Source organism: Burkholderia anthinoferrum (assembly GCF_002925705.1).
Lineage (GTDB): Bacteria > Pseudomonadota > Gammaproteobacteria > Burkholderiales > Burkholderiaceae > Burkholderia > Burkholderia semiarida.
The window spans coordinates 270265-286059 of the sequence record NZ_LFZP01000067.1 but is presented as its reverse complement, the minus strand read 5'-3'; the positions used below and the strand labels follow the sequence as shown (position 1 = coordinate 286059).

The following is a 15795-nucleotide window of genomic DNA, read 5'->3' as shown; positions in this document are numbered from 1 at the left end:
GAGACGCGATGTGCGGCTGCGCGAACGAATGCAACGTTCACCAGCATGCGCACGCGAGCGCATGGGCGAACGCATTGCCGACGTCGGACGCGAAGGGTTTCTGGGGCGCGTTCGGCTGTTCGTGCTGGGCGGTCTGACAGGGCGATGCGTGCCACTTGCGACACCGCGGCGCAGGTCCGCGCGCTGCCGTCGCGGCCAGGGGAAATCCAGCAGCGCGTCACCGTGCTCGACGATATACGACGCCAGACCGGCAGCGTTCCCGCCATTCGGTGACGTTGCGGCGACCGCGCTGAAACGACGAGTCTGCGCCGTCTCCCGCCGGGCGGGAAGCCGCGCGCCGCTCGTGTTTCTCGCCGGTCGTCCGGCCGCCTGGACGCGTGGCCCGTATCCCGCTGAATCCGAATCCGCGCGCGGCGCTGGCCGCGCGCATCACCATCAAGGAGAAAACCGATGAGTTTATTGAACCTGCGCAACATGCTGCGCATGACCGCCGCGTCGTCGGCCGTGCTCGCCGCGCTGCTGGCCGGCGCGCCGGCGCTCGCCGACGAAACCCATCTCGACGACATCGCGTCGCCGGCCGCCGCGGCGCGGTTCCCCGCCGTTGCGGTCGGCCCGCAGTACGACACGACCCACGTGTGCGTCGCGCCTGAGGACTTCGACCGCTTCACCGACAGCTTCGTCGCGACGTTCGGCGGCAAGAAGTCGAAGCAGGGCGTGTTCCAGGTCACGCCGACGCCGAGCCAGACGATGTCGCAGCTCGTGCTGACGCCGGTCGGCACGATCTCGGTGTTCGGTTTCAAGACGCCGATCCCGTATCCGTTCTGCGAGGAGCGCACCGGCTATCTCGTCACCGACATGGACGTCGCGGTGAAGTCGGCGCGCGCGCATGGCGCGGACATCGTCGTGGCGACGTTCCCCGACCCGATCGGCCGCGACGCGATCGTCCGCTGGCCGGGCGGCGTGAACATGCAGCTGTACTGGCATACGCAGACGCCGAACTACGACCCGCTGCAGACGGTGCCGGAGAATCGCGTATACGTGTCGCCGGAAAGCGCGGGCAAGCTCGCGCGCGACTTCGCGGCGTTCTCGCACGGCAAGATCGTGTCGGACGTGCGCCATGCGCCGGGCATCGAAATCGGGCGGCCGAACGACGCGTACCGCCGCATTCGCATCGAATCGGGCTTCGGCAAGATGACCGTGCTCGCGACCGACGGCCATCTGCCGTACCCGTTCGGGCGTGAAATGACGGGCTACGAAGTGGCCGATCTCGCCGCGACGCTGAAGCAGGCCGAAGCCGCGGGCGTGACGGTGCTCGTGCCGCCGTTCAAGTCGGACGGGCGCGACGCGGCGCTCGTGCAGTTCCCGGGCGGCTACGTCGCCGAGATCCACGCGCGGTCGAAATGACGGTGCGCCGGCCGATGAAGCGATCGTGGCGCGGCGCGCTGTCGTGCGTCGTGCTGGCGGGCGGTGCCGCGTCGCACGCGGGTACCGCCGTCGGCGCCGAAGCCGAGGCGGCGTCGGCCGGCGCGGCCGCGTCGCCGGCTGCCGCCGCCGCTTCGTGCACCGCGAAACGCCCGACGGTGCTGTTCAACCGCTGGCAGGAAGACTGGTCGGCGCTCGCGAATCCGTGCGTGCCGCGCAAGCCGTTCGACGCGCTGAAATACGTGCCGCTCGGCGACGACCCGTCGACCTATCTGTCGCTCGGCGCGAACCTGCGCGAGCGCTTCGAGCTGAACAACGCGCCGCTGTTCGGCCTCGGCGCCGCGCACGACGACAACTACGTGATCCAGCGCGCGAACGTGCATGCGGACCTGCGCTATCGCGGGCATCTGCAGGCGTTCGTGCAGTTCGTCGATGCGCGGCCGTTCGGCAAGGATACGGTCGGCCCGGTCGACAAGGACCAGCTCGACCTCCAGCAGGCGTTCGTCGCGTACGTCGATCAACTCGGGCCCGGCACGTTCAAGACGCGGATCGGCCGGCAGGAGATGGCGTTCGACTTGCAGCGCTTCGTGTCGGTGCGCGACGGTCCGAACGTGCGCCAGGCATACGACGGACTGTGGACCGATTACGAAATCGGCAAATGGCGCGTGATCGGCTATGTGACGCGTCCGGTGCAGTATCGCAACGCGGCCGCGTTCGACGACGTGTCGAACCGGCACCTGCGATTCGACGGCGTGCGCGTCGAGCGCACGGGCACGGGGCCCGGCGATCTGTCCGCGTACTGGTCGCGCTACACGCGCGACAACGCGCGCTATCCGGATGCATCCGGCACCGAGCGGCGCGACGTGTTCGACATGCGCTACGCGGGCAAGACCGACGGGTTCGACTGGGACGTCGAGGCGATGCTGCAGACGGGCCACGTCGGGCAGGACACGATCGGCGCGTGGGCGTTCGGCGCGCTGGGCGGCTACACGTTCGCGAAGACGGCCGGCACGCCGCGCGTCGGCATCCAGGTCGACGGCGCATCAGGCGACGCGCATCCGGGCGACCGGCGCGTCGGCACGTTCAACCCGATGTTTCCGAACGGCTATTACTTCACGCTCGCCGGGTATACCGGATACAGCAACCTGATCCACGTGAAGCCGTCGCTGACCTTCAAGCCGGCGAGCTCGGTGACGGTGCTCACCGCCGTCGGCTTCCAGTGGCGGCAGACGACGGCCGACGCGATCTACGGGCAGGGGATGTCGGCGGTGCCGGGCACGGCGGGCAAGGGCGGCGCGTGGACGGGGATGTACGCGCAGGCGCGCGTCGACTGGCTCGTGAACGCGAACGTCGCGCTCGCGCTCGAAGCCGTGCACTTCCAGCTCGGCTCGTCGATTCGCGCGCTCGGCGCGCGCAATGCCGACTATGTCGGGATGGAAGCGAAGTTCGGCTGGTGACGCGCCGCGCCCGGCTCTCGCGTATCAGGCCTGCGCGCGGGCGAGCGATTCGACGAAATCGATGAACGCGGTCACGCGCTTCGAGCCGCGCTGGTTCGGCAGGTACAGGGCCGTGATCACCGCGCGCGCCGAGCCCGGCGTCACGTCGTACTGGTCGAACAGCCGCTGCAGGCGGCCGGCTTCGATATCCGCCCCGACCAGCCAGTCGGGCAGCAGCGCGATGCCGGCGCCGTCGAGCGCGGCCTCGCGCAGCACCTCGCTGTGATTCGATTTCAGCCGCCCGGTGACGACGACCTGCGTCGTGCGTGGCGGGCCGGCGAACGTCCACGCCTGCTGGTCGACGCCGAAATGAAAGCGCAGGCACGCGTGATCGACGAGTTCGCCGGGTGTCGCCGGCGTGCCGTGCGCGTCGAGGTAGCCGCGGCTCGCGACCACGTAGCGCCGGAACGTGCCGAGCGGACGCGCGACGACGTCCGCGGTCGGGGCCGCGTCGCCGAGCCGGATCGCGACGTCGATCCGCGCGGACACGAGATCGACGCGTTCGTCGGTCAGTTGCAGATCGAGGTCGAGCTTGGGATGGCGCGCGACGAACGCGGCGACGTGCGGCGCGATGCGGCGCAGCCCGTAGGCGACCGGGACCGATACGCGCAGCGGGCCGGACGGCGCGTCGCCGCGGTCGGCCACCAGCGCGTCGGCATCGGCGAGTTCGCCGAGCACGCGTTTCGCCCGCGCATAGTAGACGGCGCCCGCGTCGGACAGCGTGACTTGCCGCGTCGTGCGGTTCAGCAGCACGGTGCCGAGCGACGCCTCCAGCGCATCCACCGCGCGCACGACCGACGAAGCGGCGAGATCGAGCCGGCGCCCCGCGCTCGAGAAGCCGCCGGCTTCCGCGACTTCGACGAACGCGCGCAGCGCGGAGAATTTGTCCATGAGATCGTCCTTGGGCGGGTGGCAACGTCGCGTTACATGCGGTTCGCATTCTAGCGCCGGGCGGCGCGGCGGCCGATCGCGTGCGGCGTGTCTTCAGGACAATTCAGGCGTCGCTCAGGATTTTCGCCGCGGCGGCCGATAAGCTGCGCGACATCGCGTGTTGCGCTGGCCGTTCCGTTCGTGACGGGCCACGCGCACGATTCGTCACGGAGATCCGATGAAGAACCTGTTTCGGCACGCGTGCGTCGCGCAGGCGGCCCGGTGGTTGATCGTGGCCGGGTGCGCGGGCCTGTTGGCGCCTGCGGCGCATGCGCAGGCCGGCGTGCGGGCCGATGCGGCGTCCGGCGTGCAGCCTGACGCGCCGGTGCCCGCCGCGGGCCGGCAGCCGCCCGGCTTCTATCGGCTGAAGATCGGCGACTTCACGGTGATCGCGCTGTCCGACGGCACGCATCCGTTTCCGGTCGACTCGGTGTTTCGCGACATCTCGAACGACGAGATCCGGCGCGACCTCGACCGCGCATTCCTCGAGCCGCCCGTGCAAGGGTCGATCAACGCGTTCCTCGTCGATACCGGATCGAAGCGGATCCTCGTCGACGCGGGCGCCGGCACGCTGTACGGCGACTGCTGCGGCAAGCTGCTCGACGACCTGCGCGCGGCCGGCTACGCGCCCGCGCAGATCGACGAAGTGCTGCTCACGCACCTGCATAAGGACCATGTCGGCGGCATTGCGTCGAATGGCGCGATGACGTTTCCGAATGCCGTCGTGCGGGTGAACGCCGTCGAGGCCGCGTACTGGCTCGATCCGGCGAACAAGGCGCACGCGCCGGCGTTTCTCGCGTCGTTCTTCGATGCGGCCGCCGCGGCGGTCGCGCCGTACGTCGCGGCCGGCCGCTTCAAGACGTTTCGCGGCGACGCGACGCTCGCGCCCGGCATTCGCGCGGTGCCGATGCCCGGCCATACGCCGGGCCATACGGCTTACCTGATCGAGAGCGGCCGCGCGGGCCTGCTCGCGTGGGGCGACATCGTGCACGTGGCGGCGATCCAGTTGCGCGACGTCGACGCGACGGTCCAGTACGACAGCGATGCCGAGGCCGCCCGCCGCACGCGGCGGGATACGCTGAAGCGCGTCGCCGAGCGGCGCTATCTCGTCGGGGCCGCGCATATCGCGTTTCCCGGGCTCGGCCACCTGCGCCGGGACGGTGCGCAATACGACTGGGTGCCGGTCAACTACGACGCGACGCCGGTGCGGTGACGTCCCGGCGTGCGGCCCGGCGTGCGCCATGCCGCCGGTCAGCGTGCCCGTGCGCGCCGCCACGCGCCGGGCGGGTGCCCGACGATCCGCGCGAATACGCGGTTCAGGTGGCTCTGGTCGGCGAAGCCGCACGCGACCGCGATGTCGGCCAGCGTCATGTCGGACGTCTCGATCAGCTCGCGCGCGCGCATCACGCGCTGTTCGAGCAGCCACTGGTGCGGTGTGCGGCCGGTGGTGCGCGAGAACGCGCGGATGAAATAGCCGCGCGACAGGTCGCATTCGTTCGCCACTTCCTCGATCGACACGCCGAGGTCCGCCTTTTCCATCAACAGCTCCTTGGCGAGCGCCACCTTCGCGGGAGACAGCGCGCCCTTGTGCTCGAGTTCGCGCGCGCGCACGTTGCCGTAGCGGCGCACGAGATGCGTGCCCATCGCGAGCCCGACCTGCTCGATGAACAGCGCGTTCAGCGGGCCGGGCGCGTCGAGGCTGTCGGCCACCGCGTGCGCGAGATGCCCGAGCACCGGGTCGCGCGCATCGACGCGGCACGTGAGGCCGTCGACCGGGCTGCCGCCGTGTTCGGGGCCGATGCGCGCCAGATACGGGTGCGGCAGCTCGACCAGCACGAAGTCGAAGTTGCCGTACAGGTCCGCGTGGAAATGGCGCGAGAAGTCGCGAATGTAGATCGAGTGATGCTGGAACCGGCGCTCGCTCGCGCCGGCGCGCCCATAGAGCGTGCGGCGGTGGCCGCCGTTCAGCGACACGCCGACCAGGAAGCCGCGGTCGCACGCGGGCATGTCGATCCGTTCGACGTGCGCTTCGCGCATGCATTTGCGGTGGAGCTTCAGGCCGCCGGATGCCGTCTCGACATCCTTCGCCAGCAGGCTCGACACGCACCCGAGCGTGTCTTTCGGCCGTGGCGGAGGCGATGCCGTCGGGGCTGCGATGACGGAGTCTGACATGGAATTCCCCAGCGAGGGACTCGGAGCGTGAAATGACGAGTCCAGTTTAGATGCGCGCGCGAACGTTCAAAATGAATTTGCATAAACGTCCGCTCTTCATCCTGACAAATTGCTTTCAATGCGTGCGCGCGGTGAGTGCGTGCCCCGGCGCGACGCCTGCGCGAGCGGCCCGGCAGAGTATAGCGCCCCACTTTTACACGCAAGCGATCGTGCCGGCCGCGCGTGCGCGGCATGCGCGGACAGCGCATTTTCCTTCAAGATTTTCACGGCATGCCCCTCTACACTCGACCCGTATTTCGACATTTATCGTCCGGCGCGGCAGCACGCCGGACTTGGACTCTCCGCCGGGCGAACTGCCGCGTTCACCCGGCGCTCATCCCGAGGTACCCGGAGGCGGCCATGGTCCAGATCGGAACTTTGTCGGTGGATTTCGAGCAGCGGGACATTCGCCGTCACGGCGCGTCGCTGCGCATCGGCGCGCGCGCGCTCGACATTCTCGAGGTCCTGCACCGCGCGAGCGGTTCGGTCGTGTCGAAAGACGACATCATGGATGCGGTCTGGCCGGGCCTGATCGTCGAGGAAAACCGGCTGCAGGTGCATGTGGCGACGCTGCGCAAGGCGCTCGGCGCGAGCCGCGATCTGATCAAGACGGTGCCCGGGCGCGGCTATCTGCTGGTCGCGAGCCCGTCGCCCGGCCCGGACCTCGTGCCCGCGGCCGACGCGCCGGCCGTCGCGGCGCCGCCCGACGTCCCCGCGTCGTCGCTGCTCGCGCCGCTCGTCGGGCGCGACGCCGAAATCGCGCAGATCGTCGACATGCTCGAGCGCACGCCGGTCGTCACGCTCGTCGGCGCGGGCGGCATCGGCAAGACGAGTCTTGCCGTGCGCGTCGCGCACGGCGTGCGCAGCCGCTCGCGCGAGCGCGTGCTGTTCGTCGAGCTGGCGCGCGCGTCGACGCGCGACGACATGCTGATCGCGCTGGCCGCCGAGCTCGGTCTCGACACGCAGGGCGTGCCGGCCATCGAGCGCATCGGCGACGCGTTCGCGACGTCGCGCTGCCTGCTCGTGCTCGACAACGCGGAGCACATCGTCGATCTGGTGGCGAGCCTCGTCGAAACGCTGACGTCGCGCGCCGGCTCGCCGCGCGTGCTCGTGACGAGCCGCGAGCCGCTGCACATCTCGGCCGAAGCGGTGCTGCGGATGAGCCCGCTCGCGGTGCCGGACGGCGGCGCGTCCGTCCCGGAAATGGTCCGCTGTTCGGCCGTCGAGCTGTTCCTGGAGCGCGTGCGCACGGCCGCGCCGGATTGCCCGGTCGACGAAGCCGGCGTGCGGGTGATCGCGGACATCTGCCGGCGCCTCGACGGGCTGCCGCTCGCGATTGAGCTGGCCGCGGCGCGCGTGGCGACGCTCGGGCTCGCGGTCGTCGCGTCGCGTCTCGACGACCGGCTGAACCTGCTGACGGGCGGGCTGCGCTCGGCGCTGCCGCGTCATCAGACGCTGCGGGCGACGTTCGACTGGAGCTACGTGCTGCTCGATCCGGCCGCGCGCGCGCTGTTTCGCCGGATGGGATGCTTCATCGGGCCGTTTTCGTTCGATGCCGCGCGCGCGGTCGCGACCGAGCCCGGCACGTCGGCCGCGGACATGATCGCGGTGCTCGGCGAGCTGGTGGCGAAGTCGCTGGTGACCGTCGAGTTCCATGGCGCGTATGCGCGCTACCGGCTGACCGAATCGACGCGCGCGTACGCGCTGGAAAAACTGCACAACGAAGGCGAATTCGAACGCATCGTCGCGCGCCACGCGGCGTACGAGCGCGAGCATGCGCCCGCGCGTCCCGCGACGCTGGCCGACGCGCTGCCCGCGGATGCACCCGCGCCGGCCGCGGACGAACCGGCGGAGGCCGCCGTGGCCGCAGGCGTGCCCGAGCCCGACCGGCTGGCGCGCGCGCTGCTCGAGCCGGCGCGGATGCGCGCGTGCACGGCGCGCGCGCGCCAGGTACTCGACGCGCTCGACACGGGCGCCGCGGGCCCGGTCGACGCCGCGCGCGAGATGCGGCTGCGGGCGGCCTGCGCGTCGGCGCTGCTGCATACCGATGGCGATGCGCCGGCCGCCGCCGCGATGTGGAACCGCACGCTCGGTCTCGCCGCGCATATCGGCGACGATGCGTTCGACGCGCGCGCGCTGGTCGGGCTGTGGCATACGATGCTGACGCTGTCGGACATCCACGAATCGCTGCGCTACGCGACGCGCTTCGAGCGCGCGGCCGAGCGGCGCGGGGACCGGTCGCAGCGGTTGCTGGCGAACACGATGGTCGCGACGTCGCTGCATTACTTCGGCGAGCATGCGCAGGCGCGCGAGCGGCTGGAAGCGGCGACGGCCGAACTCGCCGACGCGGACGAACCGGCGTGCGCGCAGGCCGCGCTCGGCGTCGACATGGCGACGCTGGGGCGCACGATGCTGATCCGTCTGCTCTGGATGCAAGGCGAGCCCGAGCATGCGATGCGCGTCGCCGCGCAGGCGGTCGAGTGCGCGCGCCGCGGCCCGTCGGCGCTCACGCTGTGCATCGTGCTCGGTGCGGCCGCCGCGCCGATCGCGCTGCGCTACGGCGATCACGACATCACCTCCGACTATCTCGCGACGCTGCGCGCGACCGCCGACGCGCACGGCTTCGACATCTGGCGCAGTCACGCGGAATGCCTGACCGGACAGTTCGACATCCAGGCCGGCCATCCCGGCGCCGGTCTCGCCCGCCTCGAACCGGCGCTGCGGCGCGTCGAGGCGAGCGGTTTCCGGCGTCTGCTCGCGCCGTTGACCGTTGCGTACGCGGAGGGCCTCGTGCGGACCGGCCGCGCGAACGAAGCGCGCTCCCGGCTCGATGCGACGCTCGCGCGCTGCCGCGCGCACGGCGAGCACCTGTTCGTCCCGGAATTGCTGCGGGTGAACGGCGTCGCGATGCTCGAACAGGCGCGCACCGTCGGCGCGGATCTCGCGGTGGCGTACGAGGCCGACGGCCATCGTCATCTGCAGATGGCGATCCAGACCGCGAACGCGCAGGGCGCCGCGATGTGGGCGCTGCGCAGTTCGCTCGATCTCGCCGATCACCTGATCGAGCGCGGGCACACCGCGCAGGCGTCGACGCTGGTCGCCGCGGGCGCGCGGCACTTCGATCCGGATTCGCGCGCGCACGACGTGCGCCGCCTGCTGCGCGTGCAGAACTTCGTCCGTCAGGAGGCGCCGCTCGCGCCGTGCCGGACGCGCGCGCGACGCGATGCCGCCGACGCGGCGCAGCAGGCGGCATAGCGATGCGCGAATCCGGTGCAGCAGCGCGCCCGCGCGATCGCGGCATGCGTGCCGACGCGCGCGGTGCGGCCGCGTTTCAGGCAGCGTCGCCGCGCAGCGCGTCGCGCGCGGATGCGCACGGGAGGCCCGACGGTGCTTAGGGCGACGGAACCCGCGCGCTCGGCGGACCTCGTCGTCTTCAACGGCAAGATCGCGACCCAGGACGAACGACGCTCGTTCGTCCGCGCGCTCGCCGTGAAGGACGGGACCATCGTCGCGACCGGCGACGATCGCGACGTGCTGCGCCATGCGCGCGACGACACGACCCGTATCGATCTGAACGGCCGTACCGTGATTCCGGGCCTGATCGACGCCCACCTGCAGGCGATCCGCGGCGGCATGAACTTCAACCTAGAGGTGCGCTGGGACGGCGTGCCGTCGCTTGCCGACGCGCTCGATCTGCTGGGCCGGCAGGTGCGACGCACGCCCGCGCCGCAATGGGCGCGCGTGGCGGGCGGCTGGACCGCGCTGCAGTTCGCGGAAAAGCGCGGCCCGACGGTGGCCGAGCTCAACGCGATCGCGCCCGACACGCCCGTATTCATTCAGCATCTGGGCGACAGCGCGTGGCTGAATGCGGCCGCGCTGCGCGCGCTCGGCTACGGCCGCGACACGCCCGATCCGCCCGGCGGCGAACTGCGGCGCGATCGCCACGGGCGGCCGACCGGGCTGCTGCTCGCGCGTCGGGATCCGGCCGTGCTGTTCGCGGCGCTCGCCCGCGCGCCCATGCTCGATGCGGCCGACCGGGTCAACTCCACGCGGCAGTTCATGCGCGCGCTGAACCGCGTGGGCGTGACGAGCGCGATCGACGCCGGCGGCGACGGCCTCGCGTATCCGGACGACTATGCGGCGGTCGCGACGCTCGCGCGGCGCGGCGAACTGACGACGCGCATCGCCTATGCGCTGGGCGCGCGGCACGCCGGCCGCGAACTCGACGATTTCGCGACATGGATCGCGCGGACGGCGCCCGGCGACGGCGACGGCGACGCGTTCCTACGCGTGAGCGGCGCGGGCGAGCGGCTCCTGTGCTCGGCGATCGATCTCGGGAATTTTCTCGAACCGCGCGTCGACCTGCCCGCGTCGGTCGACGCGGAACTGGCGGCCGTCGTCCGGCTGCTCGTGCGCCATCGCTGGCCGTTCCGGCTGCATGCGACCTACGACGAATCGATCGGCCGCTTCCTCGACGTGTTCGAAGCGGTGGATCGCGACACGCCGTTCGACGGGCTGCGCTGGTGCTTCGACCGCTGCGAGACGATCTCGGATGCCAATATCGCGCGTGTCGCGGCGCTGGGCGGCGGCATCACCGTGCAGCCGCGCATGGCGTTCCAGGGCGAAGCCTTCATCGCCCGCCACGGCGCGGCGGCGGCCACGCGCGCGCCGCCGATCCGCGCGATGCTCGCGGCCGGGCTGCCGGTCGGCGCGGGCTCCGGGGCGACGGGCGCGGCGAGCTACAACCCGTTCGTCGCGCTGTACTGGATGGTGTCGGGGCGCTCCGTCGGCGGCACCGCGCTGTATCCGGCGCGCAACCGGCTCGGCCGGATGGAGGCGCTGCGCCGCTATACGGTCGGCAGCGCATGGTTCTCCGCCGACGAGCACCGCAAGGGCGCGCTGGTGCCCGGCCGGTACGCCGACTTCGCGGTGCTGAGCGACGACTACTTCACGATCGACGCACGGCGCATCCCCGCGTTGTCGTCGGTGCTGACGGTCGTCGACGGGAAGGTCGTGCACGCGGAGCAGGAATTCGCGCCGCTGGCGCCGCCGCCGCCGCCCGTCAGTCCCGCATGGTCGCCGGTCGCGGAAGGCGGCGTCGGCGGCGCGGCGCTCGCCCGTCCGCATGCGTCGGCGGCGGGCGACGCATGCGCGGCGCCCGGCAGCGATGCGTGCCGGGCGCGCGGTCACGGCCGCCGCTTCGCGCGGCCGCGCTATCCGACGGCAAGTGCGGCCGCCGAGCGCTGCGAAGCGTTCGGCCGCTGCTGCGTCGCGTTTTGAGCGGCGCGTGCCGGTGCGCGACGCGCCGCGCGCCGGACGCCCCCGGGCATTGAACGATTTTCCGCCCCGTGCGCGGGGCATGAAGGAGACAGGATGAATGCTGCGCACCCGCGCGCACCGGCCATCGGCGACGAAGTGGCCGGCGTTCGCATTCCGCGCACGCCCGTTGCGCTCGATGCGGCCGACGCGGCCCGCGCGTCGTTGCCCGCCGTGCTGGTCGATCACGCGGCGCGCGTGTTCGTGTTCGCGTCGCTCGCCGCGCGGCGGGCAGGCGACGCATGCAACGCATGCGACGCCGACGCGCTGTACGTCGCCGCGATGTACGCGAACATGGGGTTGAGCCACGCGTATTGCCGCTCGACCGAGCGCTACGAGCTCGACGGCGCGGATGCCGCATGCGCGCTGCTGTTGCGCCATCGGCGCTCGCGGCGCGTGCGCGACGACGTGTGGCAGGCGATCGCGCTGCATACGACGCCCGGCGTGGCCGCCCGCGCGTCGCCGCTCGCGCGCGCGCTGGCGGCCGCCGTGTCGACCGACCTGATGGCGACCGACTTCGACGCATACACGCTCGACGAGCGTGACGCGTTGCTCGCCGCGTATCCGCGCGGCAGCGGTTTTCGCGAAACGTTCCTCGCGACGGTCGCGCGCGGCGTCGAACATCGGCCGCAATCGACGTTCGGCACGTGGAGTGCCGACGTGCTCGAACGCGCGGATCCGGATTTTCATCGGCCGAATTTCTGCGGGCGCGTGCTGGGCGCGCGGTGGAACGATACGTGACGGCGCCGCTCCGGCACGCGGTGGCCGGACGCGTCGCGGCACCGCGCCCGGCATGCCGGGCCCTGCGCGCCGCATGCGCGGATCATGCGTGCGACTGCACGGCGTCGTGCCGCGCATAGTCGACGTAGCCGGCGCGGTCGCCGCCGTACCAGCCGATGGTCTTCGGCTCCGCGAGCGGTGCGCGGGCCGCGATGCGCTCCACGAGATCCGGGTTCGCGATGTACGCACGCGCAAACGCGACGAGATCGGCGTCGCCCGCGTCGATCAGCGCGTTCGCCGCGTCCGGTGAAATGCCGCCGTTGACGATCAGCGTGCCGCGGAACGACCGCCGCGCGTGCTCGACGATGCGCGGCAGATCGGGCTCGCCGCTCCAGCCGTTGGTATCGGCCGCGTGCAGATAGGCGACGCCCGCCGCGTCGAGCATCCGGCCGACGTAGGCGAGCGTCGCGTCGGGGTCGGCGTCGCGCACGTTGTTGTATTTCGCGTACGGCGAGATGCGCACGCCGACGCGGTTCAACGGCATCACGCCGCCGACCGCGTCGACGATTTCCTCGAGAAAGCGCGCGCGGTTCGCGACCGAGCCGCCGTAGCGATCGTCGCGGCGGTTCAGCGTCGACGACAGGAACTGGTGCGGCAGGTAGCCGTTGGCCGCATGGATCTCGACACCGTCGAAGCCCGCGGCCATCGCGCGCGCGGCCGCCTGCCGGAATTCGTCGACGGTCGCGACGACTTCATCGGTCGTCATTGCGCGCGACGGCGTCGCATGAATCTTCGTGTAGTAGCCGTTCTGCAACTGCGCCCAGACCTGCAACTGTTCGAGGTCGTCGTTCACGCCGGACGGCGACAGCGGCGCGGCGCCGCCGAGCAGCGTCAGCGAGCTGACGCGGCCGCCGTGCCACAGCTGCGCGAAGATGCGCCCGCCGTTCGCGTGGACGGCGTCGGTGACGATTTTCCAGCCGGCGGCCTGTGCATCGTCGACGAGGCCGGGCGTCAGCTCGAACGCCGCGGAGGCCGCGCTGACGTTGGTGGCCTCGGTCACGATCAGGCCGGCCGACGCGCGCTGCGCGTAGTACTCGGCCATCAGTTCGGTGGGCAGGCCGCGCGACGGCGCGCGCGAGCGCGTCATCGGCCCCATCACGACGCGGTTCGGCAGCGCGAGGCCGCGCAGATCGTAGGCACTGAGCAGGGAAGACATGATGGACTCCTGTGGTTCGACGTGGAGCGGGGCGGCGGCGCGCCCCGCGAACGGATCGATTCGATGGGTGAGGGCGGCTCAACCCGCGGCGTGACGTTGCGCGTGCGGCCGCCCGACGAGCAGGTAGTGGGCGAGCGCGACGATCGGGAACGCGCCGGCCGCCGCGGCGACGAGCGGCCAGCCGCCACGCTCGTACAGCGGGCTCGCGAGCGCGGAGCCGACGGCGCCGCCGACGAAGATGCTCGTCATGTACAGCGCGTTCAGCCGGTTGCGGCTCGCCGCGTGCAGTGCGTAGATCTCGCGCTGGCCGAGCACCATGTTCATCTGCACCGCGAAGTCGAGCACGATGCCGGTGACGACGAGCCCGTACAGGCCGGTGCCGTGCACGAACCCGACCGCATACGACAGCGCGCCGGCCACGAGCGCGATCAGCGTCGCGCGCACCGTATGGCCGGCATCCGCCAGACGCCCGGCTACCGGCGCCGACGTCGCGCCGATCGCACCGACCAGCGCGAACAGGCCGATCGCCGATTGCGACAGCCCGTAGTGACGCGTCAGTTCGACCGGCACGGCCGTCCAGAACAGGCTGAACGACGCGAACATCAGGCCCTGGTAGAACGCGCGGTGGCGCAGCACCGGCATCGTGCGAACGAGGTGCAGCAGCGAGCCGATCAGCTCGAAATAGGTCGCGCGGTGATCGGGCTGGCGCGACGGAATCGTCAGCGCGAGCACGGCCGTGACGAGCGTCATCAGCACGGCCGCGGCCGCGAACACGAAGCGCCAGCCGAATGCGTCGGCCACCACGCTCGACAGCGGACGGGCAAGCAGGATGCCGAGTAGCAGCCCGCTCATGATCGTGCCGACGATGCGGCCGCGCGAATGATCCGGCGCGAGGTGCGCGGCGAGCGGCACGAGAATCTGCACGGCCACCGAGCTGAACCCGATCAGCAGCGAAACCGCGAGAAAGAGCCCGGGCGTGCGCACGAGCGCCGCCGCCGCGAGGCTCGCGATCGACACGACGGCCGTCACGATCATCAGCCTGCGGTTTTCGAGCAGATCGCCGAGCGGCACGATGAAGAACAGGCCGAACGCATAGCCGATCTGCGTCAGCGACACGATCAGGCTCGCCGTGTCGCCGGACATGTGCAGGCTCGGCGCGATGAGCTCGGTGATCGGTTGCGCGTAGTACAGGTTCGCGACGATCGCGCCGCAACTGAAGGCGAACAGCAGGATCAGCCCCTGCGTGAGCTTGGCGCCGTGCGCGGGCGGCGCGAGCGGTGTTGAATCCGTTGACATGGTCGACTCCTGGAAAAGGGAAAGGCCGGCTACCGGAGCGCCGCGCCGGCATGGAGGCCGGCCGCGATACGGTGCACCGCATTGCCGTCAATACTATTGATCAATCGATAAAGCCGGAAGCGGAACGCCGCGCAATCGAGCGTTGCGCGGCACGCAAAGGTGTCGCGCCGGGCGGGTTCAGCCGCGTTTGCCCTGCAGCGTCGGAATCTGCTCGAACAGCCCCGCGAGCCAGTCGACGAACACCTTCAGCTTGACCGGAATGTGGCGATTGGGCGGATACAGCACCGAGATCGGCCGGGCCGGCGCGTTGAAATCGGTCAGCACCTCGCGCAGCCGGCCCGATTTCAGGTACGGCTCGACGAGGTACAGCGACGTCTTGATCAGCCCGATGCCGGCGACGCCGCACTCGATGTAGTTGTCCGCGTCGTTGACGGCCACCGTGCCGCACATCTGCACGATGCGCGGCTCGCCGTCGACCACGTAGTCCCACGCGCGCGGCCGCCCGGTATCGGCGGAGATGTGACTGACCGCGACGTGCCGCGCGAGATCGTCGACGGTCTCCGGCTCGCCGAACCGCGCGAAATACGCGGGCGAGCCGCACGTGCAGGTGGTCAGGCTGCCGATCCGCCGCGCGATCATTCCCGAATCGTCCAGCGCGCCGATGCGCACCACGCAGTCGACCCCTTCGCCGACGAGGTCGATCTGCCGGTCGGTCACGCCGAGTTCGAGCATGATGTCCGGATGGGCGTCGAGAAACGCCGGCAGCGCGGGCACCACGACCTGCTTCGCCATCGCCGGCGGCAGGTTCACCTTCAGCCGGCCGCGCGGCACGTTGCGCGCCTGCGAGACCGACGCCTCCATGTCGTCGATCTCGCGCAGCACCGCGACGGACCGTTCGTAGTAGGCCTGGCCGTCCTCGGTCAGCGAGATGCGGCGCGTGGTGCGGTTCAGCAGCCGGCAGCCGAGGTGCTGCTCGAGACCGCTCAGCAGCGCCGACACGCGCGGCGTGGTGAGGCCGGTCGTGTCGGACGCGCGCGTGAAGCTGCCGGTTTCGACGATGCGCGTGAACACGCGCATCGAAAGCAAGGTATCCATCGTCGAAAGTTCTCCAGCCTGTCGGCATGCGGCGCCGGTGCGTGCCGGCGCCGTCTGGTCGGATATCGGGTATCGCGTAGCGGGGGCGACCGG

Annotated in this window: 11 protein-coding genes; 6 read left to right on the top strand and 5 right to left on the bottom strand. The window is 71.1% G+C overall.

Annotated elements, in window-relative coordinates:
- Positions 1 to 450 precede the first annotated feature (450 nt).
- Positions 451 to 1404 carry a VOC family protein gene (locus tag C5F75_RS34350; RefSeq protein ID WP_104013382.1) on the top strand — a complete coding sequence of 318 codons (954 nt, stop codon included), beginning with the start codon at positions 451 to 453 and terminating at the stop codon, positions 1402 to 1404.
- A gap of 14 nt (positions 1405 to 1418) precedes the next feature.
- Positions 1419 to 2879: an alginate export family protein gene (locus C5F75_RS34345; RefSeq protein WP_059575180.1), complete on the top strand. Its 1461-nt coding sequence runs from the start codon at positions 1419 to 1421 to the stop codon at positions 2877 to 2879.
- Between the two features lie 24 nt (positions 2880 to 2903).
- Here the strand turns inward: C5F75_RS34345 and C5F75_RS34340 are convergent, their stop codons facing one another.
- Positions 2904 to 3809, bottom strand: a complete 906-nt coding sequence (locus C5F75_RS34340; RefSeq protein WP_104013381.1) for a LysR family transcriptional regulator — start codon at positions 3807 to 3809, stop codon at positions 2904 to 2906.
- A 217-nt stretch (positions 3810 to 4026) separates the two neighbouring features.
- Here C5F75_RS34340 and C5F75_RS34335 point away from each other — a divergent pair, with 217 nt between their 5' ends.
- Complete coding sequence (locus tag C5F75_RS34335) at positions 4027 to 5061, top strand: MBL fold metallo-hydrolase (protein WP_104013380.1); 1035 nt, start codon at positions 4027 to 4029, stop codon at positions 5059 to 5061.
- Positions 5062 to 5099: 38 nt separating this feature from the next.
- Here the strand turns inward: C5F75_RS34335 and C5F75_RS34330 are convergent, their stop codons facing one another.
- Entirely contained in the window at positions 5100 to 6020 is a 921-nt protein-coding gene (locus C5F75_RS34330) for a helix-turn-helix domain-containing protein (protein WP_059574821.1), read from the bottom strand.
- Positions 6021 to 6419: 399 nt separating this feature from the next.
- Between C5F75_RS34330 and C5F75_RS34325 the strand changes: the two genes are divergently transcribed.
- From C5F75_RS34325 to C5F75_RS34310, 3 genes are all read left to right on the top strand, one after another.
- The gene (locus tag C5F75_RS34325) at positions 6420 to 9314 is read left to right on the top strand and encodes an ATP-binding protein (RefSeq protein WP_104013379.1); all 2895 of its coding nucleotides are present in this window, start codon (positions 6420 to 6422) and stop codon (positions 9312 to 9314) included.
- Positions 9315 to 9446: 132 nt separating this feature from the next.
- Entirely contained in the window at positions 9447 to 11339 is a 1893-nt protein-coding gene (locus tag C5F75_RS34315) for an amidohydrolase (protein ID WP_104013389.1), read from the top strand.
- A gap of 93 nt (positions 11340 to 11432) precedes the next feature.
- A complete protein-coding gene (locus C5F75_RS34310; protein ID WP_059574825.1) occupies positions 11433 to 12116 on the top strand; it encodes an HD domain-containing protein in 684 nt (227 codons plus the stop codon).
- 82 nt (positions 12117 to 12198) lie between these two features.
- Here the strand turns inward: C5F75_RS34310 and C5F75_RS34305 are convergent, their stop codons facing one another.
- From C5F75_RS34305 to C5F75_RS34295, 3 genes are all read right to left on the bottom strand, one after another.
- A complete protein-coding gene (locus tag C5F75_RS34305; RefSeq protein ID WP_059640767.1) occupies positions 12199 to 13311 on the bottom strand; it encodes an alkene reductase in 1113 nt (370 codons plus the stop codon).
- A 78-nt stretch (positions 13312 to 13389) separates the two neighbouring features.
- The gene (locus C5F75_RS34300) at positions 13390 to 14607 is read right to left on the bottom strand and encodes an MFS transporter (protein WP_104013378.1); all 1218 of its coding nucleotides are present in this window, start codon (positions 14605 to 14607) and stop codon (positions 13390 to 13392) included.
- A gap of 177 nt (positions 14608 to 14784) precedes the next feature.
- A complete protein-coding gene (locus tag C5F75_RS34295; protein WP_059640765.1) occupies positions 14785 to 15702 on the bottom strand; it encodes a LysR family transcriptional regulator in 918 nt (305 codons plus the stop codon).
- Positions 15703 to 15795 lie beyond the last annotated feature (93 nt).

Bases quoted from the DNA above. Each gene is read 5' to 3' on its own strand.
- C5F75_RS34350 (WP_104013382.1), top strand. From the start codon at position 451: ATGAGTTTATTGAACCTGCGCAACATGCTGCGCATGACCGCCGCGTCG.
- C5F75_RS34345 (WP_059575180.1), top strand. From the start codon at position 1,419: ATGAAGCGATCGTGGCGCGGCGCGCTGTCGTGCGTCGTGCTGGCGGGC.
- C5F75_RS34340 (WP_104013381.1), bottom strand. From the start codon at position 3,809: ATGGACAAATTCTCCGCGCTGCGCGCGTTCGTCGAAGTCGCGGAAGCC.
- C5F75_RS34335 (WP_104013380.1), top strand. From the start codon at position 4,027: ATGAAGAACCTGTTTCGGCACGCGTGCGTCGCGCAGGCGGCCCGGTGG.
- C5F75_RS34330 (WP_059574821.1), bottom strand. From the start codon at position 6,020: ATGTCAGACTCCGTCATCGCAGCCCCGACGGCATCGCCTCCGCCACGG.
- C5F75_RS34325 (WP_104013379.1), top strand. From the start codon at position 6,420: ATGGTCCAGATCGGAACTTTGTCGGTGGATTTCGAGCAGCGGGACATT.
- C5F75_RS34310 (WP_059574825.1), top strand. From the start codon at position 11,433: ATGAATGCTGCGCACCCGCGCGCACCGGCCATCGGCGACGAAGTGGCC.
- C5F75_RS34305 (WP_059640767.1), bottom strand. From the start codon at position 13,311: ATGTCTTCCCTGCTCAGTGCCTACGATCTGCGCGGCCTCGCGCTGCCG.
- C5F75_RS34300 (WP_104013378.1), bottom strand. From the start codon at position 14,607: ATGTCAACGGATTCAACACCGCTCGCGCCGCCCGCGCACGGCGCCAAG.
- C5F75_RS34295 (WP_059640765.1), bottom strand. From the start codon at position 15,702: ATGGATACCTTGCTTTCGATGCGCGTGTTCACGCGCATCGTCGAAACC.